Origin of the sequence: Pseudomonas sp. ZY71 (assembly GCF_036542145.1) — a bacterium.
GTDB classification, from domain to species: Bacteria; Pseudomonadota; Gammaproteobacteria; order Pseudomonadales; family Pseudomonadaceae; genus Aquipseudomonas; species Aquipseudomonas koreensis_A.
On record NZ_CP144274.1, the window covers coordinates 4,265,365 to 4,284,815 of the forward strand.

The 19,451-nt window shown below is 59.1% G+C and carries 16 protein-coding genes and 1 pseudogene; 14 read left to right on the forward strand and 3 right to left on the reverse strand.

Features of this window, described 5'->3' with window-relative positions; all coding sequences use genetic code 11:
- The first annotated feature begins 59 nt into the window (after positions 1–59).
- From nuoC to VY732_RS18975, 14 genes and pseudogenes are all read left to right on the forward strand, one after another.
- A complete protein-coding gene (gene nuoC, locus VY732_RS18910) occupies positions 60–1,844 on the forward strand; it encodes an NADH-quinone oxidoreductase subunit C/D (RefSeq protein WP_016987416.1) in 1,785 nt (594 codons plus the stop codon).
- A 2-nt stretch (positions 1,845–1,846) separates the two neighbouring features.
- Positions 1,847–2,344, forward strand: a complete 498-nt coding sequence (gene nuoE, locus VY732_RS18915; RefSeq protein ID WP_331691479.1) for an NADH-quinone oxidoreductase subunit NuoE — start codon at positions 1,847–1,849, stop codon at positions 2,342–2,344.
- On the forward strand, positions 2,341–3,696 hold the full coding sequence (gene nuoF, locus VY732_RS18920; protein WP_007920184.1) for an NADH-quinone oxidoreductase subunit NuoF: 1,356 nt from the start codon (positions 2,341–2,343) through the stop codon (positions 3,694–3,696). The genes nuoE and nuoF overlap by 4 nt, the downstream gene beginning before the upstream one ends.
- A 135-nt stretch (positions 3,697–3,831) precedes the next feature.
- Complete coding sequence (gene nuoG, locus VY732_RS18925) at positions 3,832–6,546, forward strand: NADH-quinone oxidoreductase subunit NuoG (protein ID WP_331691481.1); 2,715 nt, start codon at positions 3,832–3,834, stop codon at positions 6,544–6,546.
- Positions 6,543–7,550 carry an NADH-quinone oxidoreductase subunit NuoH gene (gene nuoH, locus VY732_RS18930; RefSeq protein WP_007920179.1) on the forward strand — a complete coding sequence of 336 codons (1,008 nt, stop codon included), beginning with the start codon at positions 6,543–6,545 and terminating at the stop codon, positions 7,548–7,550. Before nuoG ends, nuoH begins: the two co-directional genes overlap by 4 nt.
- 11 nt (positions 7,551–7,561) lie before the next feature.
- Positions 7,562–8,110 carry an NADH-quinone oxidoreductase subunit NuoI gene (gene nuoI, locus VY732_RS18935; RefSeq protein ID WP_007920177.1) on the forward strand — a complete coding sequence of 183 codons (549 nt, stop codon included), beginning with the start codon at positions 7,562–7,564 and terminating at the stop codon, positions 8,108–8,110.
- 9 nt (positions 8,111–8,119) lie between these two features.
- Positions 8,120–8,620, forward strand: a complete 501-nt coding sequence (nuoJ, locus tag VY732_RS18940) for an NADH-quinone oxidoreductase subunit J (protein WP_007920176.1) — start codon at positions 8,120–8,122, stop codon at positions 8,618–8,620.
- A gap of 3 nt (positions 8,621–8,623) precedes the next feature.
- Positions 8,624–8,932, forward strand: a complete 309-nt coding sequence (gene nuoK, locus VY732_RS18945) for an NADH-quinone oxidoreductase subunit NuoK (protein WP_003223790.1) — start codon at positions 8,624–8,626, stop codon at positions 8,930–8,932.
- Positions 8,929–10,782 carry an NADH-quinone oxidoreductase subunit L gene (gene nuoL / locus VY732_RS18950; protein ID WP_034155128.1) on the forward strand — a complete coding sequence of 618 codons (1,854 nt, stop codon included), beginning with the start codon at positions 8,929–8,931 and terminating at the stop codon, positions 10,780–10,782. The genes nuoK and nuoL overlap by 4 nt, the downstream gene beginning before the upstream one ends.
- 39 nt (positions 10,783–10,821) lie before the next feature.
- Positions 10,822–12,354: an NADH-quinone oxidoreductase subunit M gene (gene nuoM / locus VY732_RS18955; protein ID WP_186622542.1), complete on the forward strand. Its 1,533-nt coding sequence runs from the start codon at positions 10,822–10,824 to the stop codon at positions 12,352–12,354.
- Between the two features lie 7 nt (positions 12,355–12,361).
- Positions 12,362–13,825, forward strand: coding sequence for an NADH-quinone oxidoreductase subunit NuoN (nuoN, locus tag VY732_RS18960; RefSeq protein WP_008082842.1), 1,464 nt, complete (start codon positions 12,362–12,364; stop codon positions 13,823–13,825).
- Positions 13,826–14,096: 271 nt separating this feature from the next.
- A pseudogene (locus VY732_RS30005) lies at positions 14,097–14,192 on the forward strand (transcriptional regulator); the annotation flags it as partial.
- Between the two features lie 347 nt (positions 14,193–14,539).
- Complete coding sequence (locus tag VY732_RS18970) at positions 14,540–15,865, forward strand: OprD family porin (protein WP_331691483.1); 1,326 nt, start codon at positions 14,540–14,542, stop codon at positions 15,863–15,865.
- Between the two features lie 290 nt (positions 15,866–16,155).
- A protein-coding gene (locus VY732_RS18975) for an IS3 family transposase (RefSeq protein ID WP_442968546.1) occupies positions 16,156–17,297 on the forward strand; the annotation gives its coding sequence in 2 pieces (ribosomal slippage) (positions 16,156–16,417 and positions 16,417–17,297; 1,143 coding nt in all).
- Positions 17,298–17,795: 498 nt separating this feature from the next.
- Here VY732_RS18975 and VY732_RS18980 read toward each other — a convergent pair.
- The 3 genes from VY732_RS18980 to VY732_RS18990 all read right to left on the reverse strand — a co-directional run bounded on the left by VY732_RS18980 (position 17,796) and on the right by VY732_RS18990 (position 19,242).
- The gene (locus tag VY732_RS18980; protein ID WP_331691485.1) at positions 17,796–18,176 is read right to left on the reverse strand and encodes a DUF6124 family protein; all 381 of its coding nucleotides are present in this window, start codon (positions 18,174–18,176) and stop codon (positions 17,796–17,798) included.
- A gap of 449 nt (positions 18,177–18,625) precedes the next feature.
- Positions 18,626–18,958: a DUF2790 domain-containing protein gene (locus VY732_RS18985; RefSeq protein WP_077573628.1), complete on the reverse strand. Its 333-nt coding sequence runs from the start codon at positions 18,956–18,958 to the stop codon at positions 18,626–18,628.
- A gap of 80 nt (positions 18,959–19,038) precedes the next feature.
- Positions 19,039–19,242, reverse strand: a complete 204-nt coding sequence (locus VY732_RS18990; RefSeq protein WP_331691486.1) for a co-regulatory protein PtrA N-terminal domain-containing protein — start codon at positions 19,240–19,242, stop codon at positions 19,039–19,041.
- Between the last annotated feature and the right edge of the window lie 209 nt (positions 19,243–19,451).

Below are 19,451 nucleotides of genomic sequence, written 5' to 3' on the forward strand. Positions count from 1 at the left end.
GACAAAGAAACGAGAAGCTGGCTTCATTCTTTACGTTGACCGAAAGCGAAAAAATAACCATGACTACAGGCAGTGCTCTGTACATCCCGCCTTATAAGGCAGACGACCAGGATGTGGTCGTTGAATTGAACAACCGTTTTGGCCCGGAGGCGTTCACCGCCCAGCCGACCCGCACCGGCATGCCGGTGCTGTGGGTGGCGCGTGCCAAACTCGTCGAAGTCCTGACCTTCCTGCGCAACCTGCCCAAGCCGTACGTCATGCTCTATGACCTGCACGGTGTGGACGAGCGTCTGCGCACCAAGCGTCAAGGGCTGCCGAGCGACGCCGAGTTCACCGTGTTCTATCACCTCATGTCGCTGGAGCGTAATAGTGACGTGATGATCAAGGTCGCCTTGTCCGAGAGCGACCTCAGCTTGCCGACCGTCACCAGCATCTGGCCGAACGCCAACTGGTACGAGCGTGAAGTCTGGGACATGTTCGGCATCGACTTCAAAGGTCACCCGCACCTGTCGCGCATCATGATGCCGCCGACCTGGGAAGGTCACCCGCTGCGCAAGGACTTCCCGGCGCGCGCCACCGAATTCGATCCGTACAGCCTCAACCTCGCCAAGCAACAGCTTGAGGAAGAAGCCGCGCGCTTCCGTCCTGAAGACTGGGGCATGAAGCGTTCCGGCCCGAACGAGGACTACATGTTCCTCAACCTCGGCCCGAACCACCCTTCGGCGCACGGTGCGTTCCGCATCATTCTGCAACTGGACGGTGAAGAGATCGTCGACTGCGTGCCAGACATCGGTTACCACCACCGTGGTGCCGAGAAGATGGCCGAGCGTCAGTCGTGGCACAGTTTCATCCCGTACACCGACCGTATCGATTACCTCGGCGGCGTGATGAACAACCTGCCGTACGTACTCTCGGTCGAGAAGCTGGCCGGCATCAAGGTGCCTGAGAAGGTCGACGTCATCCGCATCATGATGGCCGAGTTCTTCCGGATCACCAGCCACCTGCTGTTCCTCGGGACTTATATCCAGGACGTCGGCGCCATGACTCCGGTGTTCTTCACCTTCACCGACCGCCAGAAGGCGTACACGGTGATCGAAGCCATCACCGGTTTCCGTCTGCACCCGGCCTGGTACCGCATCGGTGGCGTCGCCCACGACCTGCCGCGCGGCTGGGAAAAACTGGTGAAAGACTTCGTTGAATGGCTGCCAAAACGCCTCGACGAATACACCAAGGCTGCCCTGCAGAACAGCATTCTCAAGGGCCGTACCATCGGCGTCGCCCAGTACAACACCAAAGAAGCCCTGGAATGGGGCGTCACCGGTGCTGGCCTGCGTTCGACCGGTTGCGATTTCGACCTGCGTAAAGCACGTCCGTACTCGGGCTACGAGAACTTCGAGTTCGAAGTGCCGCTGGCCGCCAATGGCGATGCCTACGACCGCTGCATGGTTCGCGTTGAAGAAATGCGCCAGAGCATCAAGATCATCGACCAGTGCATGCGCAACATGCCGGAAGGCCCGTACAAGGCGGATCACCCGCTGACCACGCCGCCGCCGAAAGAGCGCACGCTGCAGCACATCGAAACCTTGATCACGCACTTCCTGCAAGTTTCGTGGGGCCCGGTGATGCCGGCCAACGAATCCTTCCAGATGATCGAAGCGACCAAGGGCATCAACAGTTATTACCTGACGAGCGACGGCGGCACCATGAGCTACCGTACCCGGATCCGCACTCCAAGCTTCCCGCATCTGCAACAGATCCCTTCGGTGATCAAAGGCAGCATGGTCGCGGACATGATTGCGTACCTGGGTAGTATCGATTTCGTTATGGCCGACGTGGACCGCTAAGCATGAACAGCACGCTTATCCAGACAGACCGTTTCACCCTCAGTGAAACCGAGCGCTCGGCCATCGAGCACGAGCTGCATCACTACGAAGACCCGCGCGCGGCGTCGATCGAAGCCCTGAAGATCGTTCAGAAGGAACGCGGCTGGGTGCCGGATGGCGCCTTGTACGCGATCGGCGAGATCCTCGGCATCCCGGCCAGCGACGTTGAAGGTGTGGCGACGTTCTATAGCCAGATTTTCCGTCAGCCGGTTGGCCGTCACATCATTCGCGTCTGCGACAGCATGGTCTGCTACATCGGCGGCCACGAGTCGGTGGTCAGCGAAATCCAGAACAATCTGGGCATCGGCCTGGGTCAGACCACCAGCGACGGTCGTTTCACCCTGCTGCCTGTCTGCTGCCTCGGCAACTGCGACAAGGCACCGGCGCTGATGATCGACGACGACACCTTTGGTGATGTGCAGCCTGCTGGCGTCGCCAAACTGCTCGAGGGCTACGTATGACCCTGACATCTTTCGGTCCTGCCAACCGCATTCAGCGTTCGGCCGAGACTCACCCACTGACCTGGCGTCTGCGTGACGACGGCGAAGCCGTGTGGCTCGACGAGTACCAGGCCAAGAACGGTTACGCCGCTGCGCGCAAAGCCTTCGCCGACATGGATCAGGACGCTATCGTCCAGACCGTGAAAGACGCCGGCCTCAAAGGTCGCGGTGGTGCAGGCTTCCCCACGGGCGTGAAGTGGGGCCTGATGCCCAAGGACGAATCCATCAACATCCGCTACCTGCTGTGCAACGCGGATGAGATGGAGCCGAACACCTGGAAAGACCGCATGCTGATGGAGCAACTGCCCCATCTGCTGATCGAAGGCATGCTGATCAGTGCTCGCGCACTGAAAACCTACCGTGGCTACATCTTCCTGCGTGGCGAATACACCACCGCCGCCAAGCACCTCAACCGTGCCGTGGAAGAAGCCAAGGCTGCGGGCCTGCTGGGCAAGAACATTCTGGGCAGCGGCTTTGATTTCGAGCTGTTCGTCCACACCGGCGCCGGGCGTTACATCTGCGGTGAAGAAACCGCACTGATCAACTCCCTCGAAGGCCGCCGCGCCAACCCGCGCTCCAAGCCGCCCTTCCCTGCCGCCGTCGGCGTGTGGGGCAAGCCGACCTGCGTGAACAACGTCGAAACCCTGTGCAACGTGCCGGCGATCATTGCCGACGGCGTGGACTGGTACAAATCGTTGGCCCGCGAAGGCAGCGAAGACATGGGCACCAAGCTCATGGGCTTCTCCGGCAAAGTCAAAAACCCCGGCCTGTGGGAACTGCCATTCGGCGTCACCGGTCGTGAGTTGTTCGAAGACTACGCCGGCGGCATGCGCGACGGCTTCAAGCTCAAGGCCTGGCAGCCAGGTGGCGCCGGTACCGGTTTCCTCCTGCCTGAACACCTCGACGCCCAGATGTACGCCGGCGGCATCGCCAAAGTGGGCACCCGTATGGGTACCGGCCTGGCCATGGCGGTGGACGACAGCGTCAACATGGTCTCGCTGCTGCGCAACATGGAGCAGTTCTTCGCTCGCGAGTCGTGCGGTTTCTGCACCCCGTGCCGCGATGGTTTGCCATGGAGCGTCAAGCTGCTGATGGCCATCGAACAAGGCCGCGGTCAGCCGGGCGACATCGAGACCCTGCTGGGTCTGGTCAACTTCCTCGGCCCGGGCAAGACCTTCTGTGCTCACGCACCGGGTGCCGTGGAACCGTTGGGCAGTGCCATCAAATACTTCCGTCCAGAGTTCGAAGCCGGTATCGCGCCAGTCAGCGCCGCCGTCCCGCCTCTGGCAAGGCCGATCGTAATCGGCGCGTAAACGCTTAAAAGGCGAAGGGTCCGTGCCCTTCGCCTTTCGTCCGATGACGCCTTTCGGGGCTGACTGGATTCGGACGGATAACAAGATTCCATTAGCCACGCCCGCTGACACCGGGCCAACGAAGACCTTTGAACCATGGCCACTATCCACGTAGACGGCAAAGCGCTCGAAGTCGACGGGGCAGACAACCTGTTACAGGCATGTCTGTCGCTGGGCCTCGACATCCCTTATTTCTGCTGGCACCCCGCGCTTGGTAGCGTCGGGGCTTGCCGCCAGTGCGCGGTCAAGCAGTACACCGACGAGAACGACACCCGTGGTCGCATCGTCATGTCCTGCATGACCCCTGCCACCGACAACACCTGGATCTCCATCGAAGATGAAGAATCCAAGGCGTTCCGCGCCAGTGTTGTTGAATGGCTGATGACCAACCACCCGCACGACTGCCCTGTGTGCGAAGAAGGCGGTCATTGCCACCTGCAAGACATGACCGTGATGACCGGCCACAACGAGCGCCGTTATCGCTTCACCAAACGCACCCACCAGAATCAGCAACTGGGCCCGTTCATTTCCCACGAAATGAACCGCTGCATCGCTTGCTACCGCTGCGTGCGTTTCTACAAGGATTATGCTGGCGGCACCGACCTCGGTGTGTTCGGCGCCCACGACAACGTGTACTTCGGTCGCGTTGAAGACGGCACCCTCGAAAGCGAGTTCTCCGGCAACCTCACCGAGGTCTGCCCGACCGGTGTGTTCACCGACAAGACTCACTCCGAGCGCTACAACCGCAAGTGGGACATGCAGTTCGCGCCGAGCATCTGCCATGGCTGCTCGAGCGGTTGCAACATCTCCCCGGGCGAGCGTTACGGCGAGCTGCGTCGCATCGAAAACCGTTTCAACGGTTCGGTGAACCAGTATTTCCTGTGCGACCGTGGCCGTTTCGGTTATGGCTACGTCAACCGCACCGACCGTCCACGTCAGCCACTGCTGGCCGACGGCACCAAGCTGGGCCTCGACGCTGCACTGGATAAAGCTGCTGATCTGCTGCGCGGGCGCAACATCGTTGGTATCGGTTCGCCGCGTGCCAGCCTTGAAAGCAACTACGCGTTGCGTGAACTGGTTGGCGCCGAGCACTTCTACTCGGGCATCGAAGCCTCCGAACTGGAACGCATCCGTCTGGTCCTGCAAGTGCTGAAAGACAGCCCGCTGCCAGTGCCGAACATGCGCGACATCGAAGATCACGACGCGATTTTCGTGCTCGGTGAAGACCTGACCCAGACCGCCGCCCGTGTGGCGCTGTCCCTGCGTCAATCGGTCAAAGGCAAAGCCGAAGACATGGCCGAAGCCATGCGCGTTCAGCCTTGGCTCGACGCCGCCGTGAAGAACATCGGTCAGCACGCGCTGAACCCGCTGTTCATCGCCAGCCTGGCGGAAACCAAGCTCGACGACATCGCTGAAGAATGCGTACACGCCGCTCCTGACGATCTGGCACGCATCGGTTTCGCCGTGGCTCACGCGCTGGACGCCAGCGCCCCGGCCGTTGAAGGTCTGGACGCCGAAGCACTGCAACTGGCTCAGCGCATCGCTGACGCCCTGCTCGCTGCAAAACGTCCGCTGATCATTGCCGGTACTTCGCTGGGCTCCAAAGCCTTGATCGAAGCCGCGGCGAACATCGCCAAGGCGCTGAAGCTGCGCGAGAAGAACGGTTCGATCAGCCTGATCGTGCCGGAAGCCAACAGCCTCGGTCTGGCCATGCTCGGTGGCGAATCGGTCGACGCGGCGCTGCAAGCAGTCATCGACGGCAAGGCCGACGCTATCGTCGTGCTGGAAAACGATCTGTACACCCGCACTGCCAAAGAAAAAGTCGATGCTGCACTGAACGCTGCGCAAGTGGTGATCGTTGCTGACCATCAGAAGACGGCTACCAGCGACCGCGCGCAGCTGGTTCTGCCAGCGGCCAGCTTCGCCGAAGGCGACGGTACGCTGGTCAGCCAGGAAGGTCGCGCCCAGCGCTTCTTCCAGGTTTTCGACCCGCAATACATGGACGCGAGCATTCTGGTTCACGAAGGCTGGCGCTGGCTGCACGCCCTGCGCGCCACCCTGCTGAACCAGCCGATCGACTGGACGCAACTTGACCACGTCACCGCTGCCGTTGCTTCGAGCACCGAGCAACTGGCGCGTATCGTCGACGCTGCACCATCGGCGGCGTTCCGCATCAAGGGTCTGAAACTGGCGCGTGAGCCGCTGCGTTATTCCGGTCGCACCGCAATGCGCGCCGACATCAGCGTTCACGAACCGCGCACCCCGCAAGACAAGGACACCGCGTTCGCCTTCTCCATGGAAGGTTACTCGGGCTCTGCCGAACCGCGTCAGCAGGTGCCATTTGCATGGTCGCCTGGCTGGAACTCGCCACAAGCGTGGAACAAGTTCCAGGACGAAGTCGGTGGTCACATCCGCGCTGGCGACCCGGGCACCCGCCTGATCGAAAGCACCGGTGATTCGCTGAACTGGTTCGCTGCTGCACCGCGCGCATTCAACCCGGCGCCGGGTACCTGGCAAGCCGTGCCGTTCTTCCACCTGTTCGGCAGCGAAGAAAACTCTTCGAAAGCCGCGCCGGTTCAAGAGCGCATTCCGGCTCCATACGTGGCTCTGGCCAAGTCCGAAGCGGATCGTCTGGGCGTCAACGACGGTGCTCTGCTGAGCCTGAACGTGGCCGGCCAGACCCTGCGTCTGCCGCTGCGCATCAATGAAGAACTGGGCGCCGGTCTGGTGGCATTGCCTGCGGGCATCGCCGGCATTCCACCGGCATTCGCCGGCGTATCCGTCGACGGTCTGCAGGAGGCAGCGCAATGACCTGGTTCACCCCTGAAGTGATCGATGTGATCCTCTCGGTCGTCAAAGCCATCGTGATTCTGCTGGCCGTGGTGGTCGCGGGCGCGTTGCTCAGCTTTGTCGAACGTCGCCTGCTGGGCTGGTGGCAGGACCGTTACGGTCCGAACCGCGTTGGCCCGTTCGGTATGTTCCAGATCGCCGCCGACATGCTGAAGATGTTCTTCAAGGAAGACTGGACTCCGCCGTTTGCCGATAAAGTGATTTTCACTTTGGCGCCGGTGGTGGCGATGTCCGCCCTGCTGATCGCGTTTGCGATCATCCCGATCACCCCGACCTGGGGCGTCGCGGATCTGAACATCGGCCTGCTGTTCTTCTTCGCCATGGCCGGTCTGTCGGTCTACGCGGTGCTGTTCGCCGGCTGGTCGAGTAACAACAAGTTCGCCCTGCTCGGCAGCTTGCGTGCGTCGGCGCAGACCGTGTCCTACGAAGTGTTCATGGGCCTGGCCCTGATGGGCATCGTGGTTCAGGTCGGCTCGTTCAACATGCGCGACATCGTCGAGTACCAGGCGCAGAACCTGTGGTTCATCATTCCGCAGTTCTTCGGCTTCTGTACCTTCTTCATCGCTGGCGTCGCCGTGACTCACCGTCACCCGTTCGACCAGCCGGAAGCGGAACAGGAACTGGCCGACGGTTACCACATTGAATACGCCGGTATGAAATGGGGCATGTTCTTCGTCGGTGAATACATCGGCATCATCCTGATCTCGGCGCTGCTGGTCACCCTGTTCTTCGGTGGCTGGCACGGTCCGTTCGGCATCCTGCCGCAACTGGCCTTCGTCTGGTTCGCACTGAAGACCGCGTTCTTCATCATGCTGTTCATCCTGCTGCGCGCTTCCATTCCGCGTCCGCGTTATGACCAGGTGATGGATTTCAGCTGGAAATTCTGCCTGCCACTGACCCTGATCAATTTGCTGGTGACCGCTGCGGTCGTGTTGTGGAACACGCCTGCAGTCGCGGTTCAGTGAGGATTTGACCCATGTTCAAATATATTGGCGACATCGTTAAGGGTACTGGTACCCAGTTGCGTAGCCTGGTCATGGTCTTCGGCCATGGCTTTCGCAAGCGCGACACCCTGCAATACCCGGAAGAAGCGGTCTACCTGCCACCACGCTACCGTGGTCGCATCGTCCTGACCCGCGACCCCGATGGCGAAGAACGTTGCGTAGCCTGCAACCTCTGCGCCGTGGCTTGCCCGGTGGGTTGCATCTCGCTGCAAAAAGCTGAAACCGAAGACGGTCGCTGGTACCCGGACTTCTTCCGTATCAACTTCTCGCGCTGCATTTTCTGCGGTCTCTGCGAGGAAGCCTGTCCGACCACCGCGATCCAGCTGACTCCGGATTTCGAGATGGCCGAGTTCAAACGTCAGGACCTGGTGTACGAGAAAGAAGATCTGTTGATCTCCGGCCCCGGCAAAAACCCTGATTACAACTTCTATCGTGTTGCAGGTATGGCAATCGCTGGCAAGCCGAAAGGCTCCGCGCAGAACGAAGCCGAACCGATCAACGTGAAGAGCTTGCTGCCTTAAGGAAGAACGATGGAATTCGCTTTCTATTTCGCATCGGGTATCGCTGTTGTGTCCACGCTTCGCGTAGTCACCAACACCAACCCTGTGCACGCCCTGCTCTACCTGATCATTTCGTTGATCGCCGTGGCCATGACCTTCTTCGCACTCGGCGCACCGTTCGCCGGCGTGCTCGAAGTGATCGCCTACGCCGGCGCCATCATGGTGCTGTTCGTGTTCGTGGTGATGATGCTCAACCTCGGCCCGGCCTCGGTTCAGCAAGAACGCGTCTGGCTCAAGCCCGGCATCTGGGCCGGTCCGGTGATTCTCGCCGCGCTGCTACTGGCCGAACTGCTGTATGTGCTGTTCGCTCACCAGAGCGGTCAGGCCATCGGCCACACCACCGTGGATGCGAAAGCCGTGGGCATCAGCCTGTTCGGCCCGTACCTGCTGGTGGTCGAACTCGCCTCGATGCTGCTGCTTGCCGCAGCCGTCACGGCGTTCCATTTGGGCCGTAACGAGGCGAAGGAGTAAGACATGCCTGCTATCCCTCTCGAACATGGTCTGGCGGTTGCCGGCATCCTGTTCTGCCTTGGTCTGGTCGGCCTGATGGTCCGCCGCAACATTTTGTTCGTGTTGATGAGTCTGGAAGTAATGATGAACGCCTCTGCACTGGCGTTCATTGTTGCAGGCGCCCGTTGGGGCCAGCCGGATGGACAGATCATGTTCATCCTGGTGATCAGCCTTGCAGCCGCCGAGGCCAGTATTGGTCTGGCGATCCTGCTGCAACTGTATCGCCGCTTCCACACGCTCGATATCGACGCTGCCAGTGAGATGCGCGGATGAACCTGATCTTTCTGACTTTCGTATTCCCTCTGATCGGTTTCCTGCTGCTGTCGTTCTCCCGTGGACGCTGGTCGGAAAACCTCTCGGCGCTGATCGGCGTGGGTTCCATTGGCTTGTCGGCGATTGTCGCCGCCTACGTCATCTGGCAATTCAACGTCGCGCCACCCGAAGGCGGTCACTACACGCTGGTACTGTGGAAGTGGATGGCGGTCGAAGGCTTCAAGCCTGACTTCGCCCTCTACGTCGACGGCCTGTCGATCACCATGCTCGGCGTGGTTGTCGGTGTGGGTTTCCTGATCCACCTGTTCGCGTCCTGGTACATGCGCGGCGAAGCGGGCTACTCGCGCTTCTTCTCGTACACCAACCTGTTTATCGCCAGCATGCTGTTCCTGGTGCTCGGCGATAACCTGTTGTTCCTGTACTTCGGCTGGGAAGGCGTGGGCCTGTGCTCGTACCTGTTGATCGGTTTCTACTACAGCAACCGCAACAACGGTAACGCCGCACTCAAGGCCTTCATCGTGACCCGGATCGGCGACGTGTTCATGGCCATCGGCCTGTTCATCCTGTTCCAGCAAGTGGGCACGCTGAACATCCAGGAACTGCTGGTGCTGGCACCGCAGAAATTCCAGGTCGGCGACTTCTGGATCACCCTCGCGACCCTGATGCTGCTGGGTGGTGCGGTCGGTAAATCGGCACAACTGCCGCTGCAAACCTGGCTCGCGGACGCGATGGCCGGCCCTACTCCGGTTTCGGCACTGATCCACGCCGCCACCATGGTTACCGCCGGTGTCTACCTGATCGCCCGTACCCACGGTCTGTTCACCCTGGCACCGGAAATCCTCCACCTGGTCGGCATCGTTGGTGGTGTGACGCTGGTACTGGCCGGTTTCGCCGCGCTGGTCCAAACCGACATCAAACGTATCCTCGCCTACTCGACCATGAGCCAGATCGGCTACATGTTCCTGGCGTTGGGCGTTGGTGCATGGGATGGCGCGATTTTCCACCTGATGACCCACGCCTTCTTCAAGGCCTTGCTGTTCCTTGCTTCCGGTGCGGTGATCGTTGCCTGCCACCACGAGCAGAACATCTTCAAGATGGGCGGTCTGTGGAAAAAACTGCCACTGGCCTATGCCAGCTTCATCGTTGGTGGTGCTGCCCTGGCCGCTCTGCCACTGGTCACCGCCGGCTTCTACTCCAAGGACGAAATCCTTTGGGAAGCGTTCGCCAGCGGCAACCACGGTCTGCTCTACGCAGGTCTGGTCGGCGCGTTCATGACGTCGCTGTACACCTTCCGCCTGATCTTCATCACGTTCCACGGTGAAGCCAAGACTGAAGCCCACGCCGGTCACGGCATCTCGCACTGGCTGCCACTGTCGGTGCTGATCGTACTGTCGACTTTCGTCGGCGCGATGATCGTGCCACCGCTGCACGGCGTGCTGCCAGAAAGCGTTGGCCATGCCGGCGGCGAAGCCAAGCACAGTCTGGAAATCGCTTCGGGCGCCATCGCCCTGGCCGGTATCCTGCTGGCAGCGCTGCTGTTCCTCGGCAAGCGTCGCTTCGTCACGGCAGTCGCCAACAGCGGCATCGGCCGTTTCCTTTCGGCCTGGTGGTTCGCCGCCTGGGGCTTCGACTGGATCTACGACAAACTGTTCGTCAAGCCTTACCTGGCGATCAGCCACGTACTGCGCAAAGACCCGCTCGACCAGACCATCGGTCTGATCCCGCGTATGGCCAAGGGTGGTCACACTGCCCTGAGCCGCACCGAGACCGGTCAACTGCGTTGGTACGCTGCTTCGATGGCTGCTGGTGCCGTGCTGGTGATTGGCGCCATCGTGCTGGTAGCGGTCTGATATGAACCTTGCGAATTTGCGAAAGGAAACGAGCCCGTCATGATTCTGCCTTGGCTAATCCTGATCCCCTTCATCGGCGGCCTGCTGTGCTGGATGGGTGAGCGCTTCGGCGCTACCCTCCCCCGCTGGATTGCGCTGTTGACCATGACCCTGGAACTCGCCCTCGGCCTCTGGCTGTGGGCCCACGGTGACTATTCATTTGCGCCGGCGCCTGGCGCCGATCCGACCTGGGCGCTTGAGTTCAAGCATGTCTGGATCCAGCGTTTCGGCATCAACGTGCACCTGGCCCTCGACGGCCTGTCGCTGTTGATGATCCTGCTGACCGGTCTGCTGGGTATCCTCTCGGTACTCTGCTCGTGGAAAGAGATTCAACGTCACGTTGGCTTCTTCCACCTGAACCTGATGTGGATCCTGGGCGGCGTTGTCGGCGTGTTCCTCGCCCTCGACCTGTTCATGTTCTTCTTCTTCTGGGAAATGATGCTGGTGCCGATGTACTTCCTCATCGCGCTCTGGGGTCACAGTTCTTCGGACGGCAAGAAAACCCGGATCTACGCAGCGACCAAGTTCTTCATCTTCACTCAGGCGTCCGGCCTGATCATGCTGGTGGCGATCCTCGGTCTGGTGCTGGTCAACTTCAACAACACTGGCGTGATTACTTTCAACTACGCCGACCTGTTGAAAACCAAGATGTCGATGACCACCGAGTACATCCTGATGCTCGGCTTCTTCATCGCCTTCGCGGTCAAGCTGCCCGTCGTACCGTTCCACTCGTGGTTGCCTGATGCCCACGCCCAGGCGCCGACTGCCGGTTCCGTCGACCTCGCCGGTATCTTGCTGAAAACCGCTGCCTACGGTCTGCTGCGTTTCGCCCTGCCGCTGTTCCCGAATGCTTCGGCCGAGTTTGCGCCGATCGCCATGACCCTCGGTCTGGTCGGGATCTTCTACGGTGCGTTCCTTGCTTTCGCACAAACCGATATCAAGCGTCTGATTGCCTTCTCGTCCGTTTCCCACATGGGCTTCGTATTGATCGGCATCTACTCCGGCAGCCAACTGGCGCTGCAAGGTGCAGTGATCCAGATGTTGGCGCACGGTGTCTCGGCAGCCGCGCTGTTTATCCTCAGCGGTCAGTTGTACGAGCGTCTGCACACGCGTGACATGCGTGAGATGGGCGGTCTGTGGTCGCGTATCGCTTACCTGCCGGCGATCAGCCTGTTCTTCGCAGCCGCGTCCCTGGGCTTGCCGGGTACCGGTAACTTTGTCGGTGAATTCCTGATCCTGATCGGCACTTTCGCCAGCGCTCCATGGATCACCGCGATTGCCACGTCCGGTCTGGTGTTCGGTTCGGTCTACTCGCTGATCATGATCCACCGTGCCTACTTCGGTCCGTCGAAATCGGATTCGATCCTGCACGGTATGGACGCTCGCGAACTGATCATGGTGCTGGGCCTTGCGGTGCTGCTGATTTACCTCGGCGTCTACCCGCAACCGTTCCTCGACACGTCTGCCGCCACGATGCATGGCGTGCAGCAGTGGCTCGGCACCGCCTTCACTCAACTCGCTTCGGCCCGGTAAGAGCGCTATGGAATTCACGATTCAACACTTTATTGCGCTTGCGCCACTGTTGATCACCAGCCTCACCATTATCGTGGTGATGCTGGCAATCGCCTGGCGCCGCAACCACTCGCAGACCTTCCTGATCTCGGTCGCCGGTCTGAACCTGGCCTTGCTGTCGATCCTGCCAGCCCTGAAAGTCGCGCCTCTGGCCGTGACGCCATTGCTGCAGATCGACTCGTTTGCCTGCCTGTACATGGCGCTGATCCTGGTCGCCACCCTCGCCTGCGTCACCCTCGCCCACGCCTATCTGGGCGATGGCGGTTCGGGTTACCCGGGCAACCGTGAAGAACTCTACCTGCTGATCCTGATGGCCGCCGCCGGTGGTCTGGTTCTGGTCAGCGCGCAGCACCTGGCCGGTTTGTTCATCGGTCTGGAACTGCTCTCGGTACCGGTTTACGGTCTGGTGGCTTACGCTTTCTTCAACAAGCGTTCGCTGGAAGCCGGCATCAAGTACATGGTGCTGTCGGCCGCCGGTTCCGCGTTCCTGTTGTTCGGTATGGCGCTGCTGTACGCCGACTCGGGTTCGCTGAGCTTCGTTGGTATCGGTCAGGCCCTGGCTGCGACGGGCCTGCCTAGCTCGCTGGCTCAGTTGGGTCTGGGCATGATGCTGATCGGTCTGGCGTTCAAGCTGTCGCTGGTACCGTTCCACCTGTGGACGCCGGACGTTTACGAAGGTGCTCCGGCACCGGTGGCGGCGTTCCTTGCGACCGCTTCCAAGGTTGCGGTGTTTGCGGTGATGGTGCGTCTGTTCCAGATCTCCCCTGCTGCCAGCAGCGGCGTACTGAGCGACGTACTGACCGTCATCGCCATCGCCTCGATCCTGTTCGGTAACCTGTTGGCCCTGACCCAAAGCAACCTCAAGCGTCTGCTCGGTTACTCGTCCATCGCGCACTTCGGCTACCTGCTGATCGCCCTGGTGGCGAGCAAGGGTCTGGCGGTGGAAGCCATCGGCGTGTACCTGGTCACCTACGTGATCACGAGCCTCGGCGCCTTCGGCGTGATAACCCTGATGTCCTCGCCGTACAACGGCCGTGACGCGGACGCCCTGTACGAATACCGCGGCCTGTTCTGGCGCCGTCCGTACCTGACCGCCGTCCTGACCGTGATGATGCTGTCGCTGGCGGGTATCCCGCTGACCGCAGGCTTCATCGGCAAGTTCTACATCATCGCTACCGGTGTTGAATCGCACCAATGGTGGCTGGTCGGCTCGCTGGTGCTGGGCAGCGCCATCGGCGTCTTCTACTACCTGCGCGTGATGGTCACCCTGTACCTGATCGAGCCAAACCTGCGTCGCCACGACGCCCAGCTGCACTGGGAACAGAAGGCAGGCGGCGTGATGCTGCTGGCCATCGCCCTGGTCGCATTCTTCCTGGGTGTGTACCCGCAGCCATTGCTGACACTGGTTCAGCAGGCGGGTCTGGCGGGCTGATAGTTCGGCTGGCTAGAAATGAAAACGGCACCTTCGGGTGCCGTTTTTGTTTTTGTGGGATTTAACGTCAAAAAGATCGCAGCCTTCGGCAGCTCCTACATTGGGATGGTATGCGGTCTGTAGGAGCTGCCGAAGGCTGCGATCTTTTGACTTACTACGCTCTCCCCTTTTTAGGAATTTGCCTGCAAAGCGGTGAGCAATGGCTGACATTCTGCAGAAGGTAATTGCGGTTAAATTTGAGGATCACCTATCAAGTGGAGATCCACGAACCATGAAGCGGGATATTTTTTCAGAGTTGATGGATGGCATTGGTGCGATAGCCAGAGAACGCCAAGGCAAAATCACATTGAAGAAGACGCGTGTAAAACGGATCGGCGACACGAAGGGCAAACTCATACTTCTCGCCGAAACTGATGCCTCTCTATCACACGGTTTGCTGGATACCTTCGAACGATAAAAAGCCAAACCTGCTCTCATGTGATCGATCAGACCCACTCAGACCACTGTGGGAGCAAGCTCGCTCCCACAGGTTTGTGTGGCGTTCACTCAATCCAAATAACCACATGACGAAATTGTAATTCCCTCATCACCTTGGCGTTATCCGCAGCTTGCAACGATGTGACCCGGCGACCAATGCCGGCGGGCCCTGCCCCGTCGAACAATAAAACCCACGCCGAAGCACGTTCCCGTCCTGCCGAACCCAAGGAGTGTTTGATGGTTAACCCTACAAAAATATCGATGGCCGCTTTAGCGGTGGTGGTCGGCTCAGGGCCGTCCATGGTGTTTGCAGAAGACAAGCCCGAAGGCTTTGTCGAAGGCAGCAGCCTGACGGTGCTCAACCGCAACTTCTACTTCAATCGTGATCATCGCAACGGCCAGTCCAGCCCCACCGGCAATGGTTATTCCGAAGCCTGGGCGCACGCGGTGATAAGCAGGTTCGAATCCGGTTTTACTCAAGGCACCGTCGGCGTCGGTGTTGATGCGTTTGCGATGATCGGGCTGAAGCTCGACACCGGTGACGGCCGTAATGGCGGGCGCAGTTCGTTTGATGTGTTGCCGGTTAACAGTGATGGCGAGGCGCGAGACGAATACACCAAGGTCGGTGGCGCTGCGAAAATTCGGGCGTTCGATACGGTGGTCAAGGTTGGCGATGTGTTCCCGGCCAATCCAGTGGTCGCGGCGGGTGACTCGCGCTTGCTGCCGGAAAGCTTTCGAGGCGTGACGGCGACCAACACCAGTATTGAAGGTCTGTCGGTGCAGGGCGGTCGATTGCATGCGATGAGCCAGCCGGCGTCCAGCCACATGCGCGAGAACTTCGCCACGTTCTACGCCGGGCCGGTCAATTCGTCGTGGATCGCTTATGGCGGCGGCGATTATGCGCTGAACAAGAATCTCAGTTTCAGCCTGTACTCCAGTCGGCTCAAGGATGCCTGGAACCAGTACTACGCTGGTACCGCATGGACGTATCCGCTGTCGGGCGACCTGTCGCTGTTCGGTGGCCTCAACTATTACAGGGCCGTCGATGAAGGCAAGCAACTGCTCGGCGAATTCGACAACAACATCTGGAGCGGTCGCGTTGGCGTCAAGCTTGGTGCCCATTCGGTCGCCCTCTCCCACCAGCGCAACAACGGTAACGACGACTTCGATTACCTGCGCCAGTCCGACTCGATATTCCTCGACAACTCGATCCAGTACAGCGACTTCAACTCGCCGAAAGAACGTTCGTGGATGGTGCGGTATGACCTCGACATGACGACCTATGGCGTGCCCGGTCTGTCATTCATGACCCGTTACGCACGCGGCACCGACGCCGATTATTCGAACGCCAACGCCGTGTATATGCGCCGCGATGCCGAGGGCAATCCGCTGACCGATCAGAAGCGTTGGGAGCGCGATATCGAAGTCAAATACGTGGTGCAAAGCGGTTCGATGAAAGACTTGTCACTACGCTTGCGCCAGGCCACAACCCGCGCCACGGCGTTCGAGTCGGATCTGGATGAAGTGCGGGTGATTGTCGAGTATCCGCTGGCGATTCTTTGATTGGGCGGTTGATGCAAATTCACCTTTAGAAGCTCCTTGCTCCTTTGGTAAGAGGTGAATCTTTTGGCGTCCTTCGGGGCGCTTTTTTTTGCGCTGCGTTTTGCCGTGGTTATTTTTTTCATGTTCAGGCCCGGCCCTCACCCTAGCCCTCTCCCAGAGGTAGAGGGGACTGACCGAGTTGGCTGTTACAAATACATCGACCTGAAAAACCGGGGCGTACTCTTGATCTGGCTTAATGATTCTGGACACCCCTAAAGGGCGTTAATCTACGCCCAACGACGAGGTGTGATTTGACCAGACGATATTTTTCGACAGATTTCAAACGGGATGCGGCTTGCCTGGTTTTGGATAAAGACTATTCGGTGAGTGAAGCCTGCGAAGCAATGGGCGTGGGCCCTACAGCTCTGCGTCGCTGGGTTGAGCAACTGCGTGCGGAGCGCAGTGGCAAGACGCCTGAGAAGTCCAAGGCCATGACCGTTGACCAACAACGCATCCAGGAACTGGAAGCAACAATTCGACGGATTGAGCGCGAGAAGGAAATTTTAAAAAAGGCTACAGCTCTCTTGATGTCGGATTCCCTCGATCGGTAAGGCTGGTCGAGGAGTTAAGCGAGCAATATCCAAGATCCGAGTTGTGTGGCGTGTTTGGTATCAACCGCAGCAGTTATTACGAGCGTCTGAAACAGCGGGCGAAAGTGCATGTCGGGCGCGATCGCCTAAAAATCAAGGCTGCCGAATTACATGAGCAAAGTCGCGGCTCAATGGGCGCGCGCAGCCTGTCAAAAGCGCTGTGTAACGAAAAAGAGTCGGTAGGTCGTTACATGGCTCGTAGCCTGATGCGCGAGCTCGGTTTGAAGAGCCAGCAACGGCGCAGGCATCGGTACAAACTCAGCGGTGCGGAGGCGCAATACGCCCCCAATCATTTGGAGCGTAAATTCAAAGTCGAGGCCCCCAATCGAGTGTGGTGTGGCGACGTGACTTACATTTGGGCCGGTACTTACTGGGTTTATCTGGCTGCTGTACTTGATCTGCATGCCCGCCGCATCGTCGGCTGGGCGATGTCCAGAAGTCCGGATTCAGCTCTGACCTGTCGAGCGTTAAAGATGGCTTTCGAGTCGCGAGGACGCCCTGAAAACCTAATGTTCCATTCGGATCAGGGCTGTCATTACAGCAGTAAAGTGTTTCGTGAAACGCTGGCGGACATGCGCATAAAACAAAGCATGAGTCGACGAGGAAACTGCTGGGACAACGCCCCGATGGAGCGTTTCTTTGGCAGTTTGAAATCTGAATGGATACCCAAGGCTGGCTACCGAAACGAAGATGAGGCCAGTACCGATGTATTGCGCTACCTGACCCATTATTACAATCGGATCAGGCTGCACAGTCACAATGGCTACCGAACTCCGGTGGACATGGAGGCCCTGGCGGCATGAAAAAGGGTAAAACCCTATAACCGTGTCCAGTATCGTTTGACCAGATCATCTGGTTTTGAATGGCTCGAAAGCCGGCTCCCTTTCTCCCTGGGTGAAAGGGGACTGACCGAGTTGGTTGTTGAAGATACATCGACCTGAAAAACCGGGGCGTACTCTGGTTTTGAATGGCTCGAAAGCCTGCTCCCTTCCCCCCAGGGTGAGAGGGGACTGACCGAGCTGGTTGTTGAAGATATATCGACCTGAAAAACCGGGGCGTAATGAGGTTTTGAATGGCTTGAAGATCTGCTCCCTTTCCACCTCGCCCCCTGGGTGAGGGGCGACTGACCGAGCTGGTTGGTGGAAATACACCGACCTGAAAAACCGGGGCGTACTCTGGTTTTGAATGGCTTGAAGATCTGCTCCCTTTCCCCCTCGCCCCCTCGGGGGAGAGGGCTGGGGTGAGGGGGCAGGATTTTGAGGTCAACGCAAAAACAACGGATAAAACCCGGCCATTGATGGCTACGCCGCAGGATCTACGTTATCCAGCGCCTTGTTCACCGCCAGTTCGCCAAGCATCACGACCTGCGCGATGCCGAGCAGGGTTTTGCGATGGGTGCCGCCCAGCAGCGCGGCGAAGTCACCGAGCATCACCGTGGCCGAGGCCAGCGACTCACTGGCGTTGGCCAGTAATGATTCGGTATCGGCTTTGGGATTGACCAGGAACATCTGGTTGGGGATGTACGGTGCGGACATGATGGCGGCTGAGGGTTTCAGATAGAAATCGAGGGCGCGGTCGGCGGCTTCGTGGAGTTTTCGGGTGTCGACGGAAACGTAGGGGGATGTTGAGTTAGCGTCAGGTATTGCGTCTGTTTCGGGGGGATTCGGGGTTGGCTTTTTCATAATGTTTTACTCAGCTTGAAGGTGGAGCTGGCCCTTTCGGTTCCACGCGAAAGGGTGGCAGCTGTACGCAGGTTGGAACCCGGGCAACTGAGCAAACCCGACAGACTCGAAGTCTCCCGCGCACAGCCGCCATAACGGAGTGCACACATGAAAGTGCGCAAGCATACGTCATGAACAGTGCGTTTTGCTTCAGTTGAGCCGCGGGGTTCCAATCCCGATCGCTGAATTGGCAGCGACCCACACAGGCTAGAGAGCGGACGTCCGACGGACAACCTGAAAACATTGTGGGAAGGTTCCGCACTTCCCACACAACACTTAAACATCACGAATTGAAATACAGAACGTGTAGGAGCTGCCGAAGGCTGCGATCTTTTGATTTTCAAGATCAAGATCAAAAGATCGCAGCCTTCGGCAGCTCCTACAGGAGACCGCGATTAGACGTTACAGATTCAGCTCCCGCCGTTTCGACACACGCCCATCACGTTGTACTTGATGGTGTTGAGCTGCCCCTTGGAATCCTCATAAGTCATGGCCGTTGGCACCACTTTGCACGCAGGCTGCGGCTTCACCACGCTCACCACTTTGACCACGTCCAGCTTCATTCCGTATTCGTAATCCTTCACCGCCGGCGGCGCTTTGCCCTGGTTGGCGGCGTACTGTTCCATGGCTTTGGCGTTGGCGTTGAGCGCACGTTCGAAAGTGCGGTCACCGCCACCTTCAGCCAGCACATTCATCGACATCGCCATGACAGCGGCGAATGCGATCAACTTGAGTACTTTCATATCCATTTCCTTCCCGTCCGGGCTTGAAAAAAAAGCCCGGCATCGATGCGCGATGAAGGGCTTGTTCAGGTGCAGCAGGCTTACAGATCGCGGGTTTTGTCGTCTTTCTTGTCAGTGACGACAACCGGGTTGCCGGCGGCTTTTTCCTTGGCGACGAAGAGTTCCATGGAGCGGTCGTTGTTGCTCATCATCCGCTCGAATGTGCGGTCGCCGCCGCCTTCGGCCAGGGCCACGGAAGAGATTGCCAACGCCACAACAAAAGCACCCATCTGTACGATTTTCATCTTTGATTCCTCGTTTAAGTAACTGACGGGATCAAGGTAACAATCCGAACCTATCGTCACGGTGGCGGGGAAATTACATATCCGTTATCTCCCGGACACACTTCTGAAGTCGAACACAAAACCTGTAGGAGTGAGCCTGCTCGCGATAGCGGTGGGTCAGTCAATGTAGATCTGACTGATAGACCGCTATCGCGAGCAGGCTCACTCCT

Excerpts from the sequence above, each read along its gene's own strand:
- VY732_RS18985 (WP_077573628.1), bottom strand. The coding sequence starts at position 18,958 with ATGAAAGTACTCAAGTTGATCGCATTCGCCGCTGTCATGGCGATGTCG.
- VY732_RS18970 (WP_331691483.1), top strand. The coding sequence starts at position 14,540 with ATGGTTAACCCTACAAAAATATCGATGGCCGCTTTAGCGGTGGTGGTC.
- nuoH (WP_007920179.1), top strand. The coding sequence starts at position 6,543 with ATGACCTGGTTCACCCCTGAAGTGATCGATGTGATCCTCTCGGTCGTC.
- VY732_RS18990 (WP_331691486.1), bottom strand. The coding sequence starts at position 19,242 with ATGAAAATCGTACAGATGGGTGCTTTTGTTGTGGCGTTGGCAATCTCT.
- nuoJ (WP_007920176.1), top strand. The coding sequence starts at position 8,120 with ATGGAATTCGCTTTCTATTTCGCATCGGGTATCGCTGTTGTGTCCACG.
- nuoN (WP_008082842.1), top strand. The coding sequence starts at position 12,362 with ATGGAATTCACGATTCAACACTTTATTGCGCTTGCGCCACTGTTGATC.
- nuoF (WP_007920184.1), top strand. The coding sequence starts at position 2,341 with ATGACCCTGACATCTTTCGGTCCTGCCAACCGCATTCAGCGTTCGGCC.
- VY732_RS18980 (WP_331691485.1), bottom strand. The coding sequence starts at position 18,176 with ATGAAAAAGCCAACCCCGAATCCCCCCGAAACAGACGCAATACCTGAC.
- nuoI (WP_007920177.1), top strand. The coding sequence starts at position 7,562 with ATGTTCAAATATATTGGCGACATCGTTAAGGGTACTGGTACCCAGTTG.
- nuoM (WP_186622542.1), top strand. The coding sequence starts at position 10,822 with ATGATTCTGCCTTGGCTAATCCTGATCCCCTTCATCGGCGGCCTGCTG.
- nuoC (WP_016987416.1), top strand. The coding sequence starts at position 60 with ATGACTACAGGCAGTGCTCTGTACATCCCGCCTTATAAGGCAGACGAC.
- nuoK (WP_003223790.1), top strand. The coding sequence starts at position 8,624 with ATGCCTGCTATCCCTCTCGAACATGGTCTGGCGGTTGCCGGCATCCTG.
- nuoE (WP_331691479.1), top strand. The coding sequence starts at position 1,847 with ATGAACAGCACGCTTATCCAGACAGACCGTTTCACCCTCAGTGAAACC.
- nuoG (WP_331691481.1), top strand. The coding sequence starts at position 3,832 with ATGGCCACTATCCACGTAGACGGCAAAGCGCTCGAAGTCGACGGGGCA.
- nuoL (WP_034155128.1), top strand. The coding sequence starts at position 8,929 with ATGAACCTGATCTTTCTGACTTTCGTATTCCCTCTGATCGGTTTCCTG.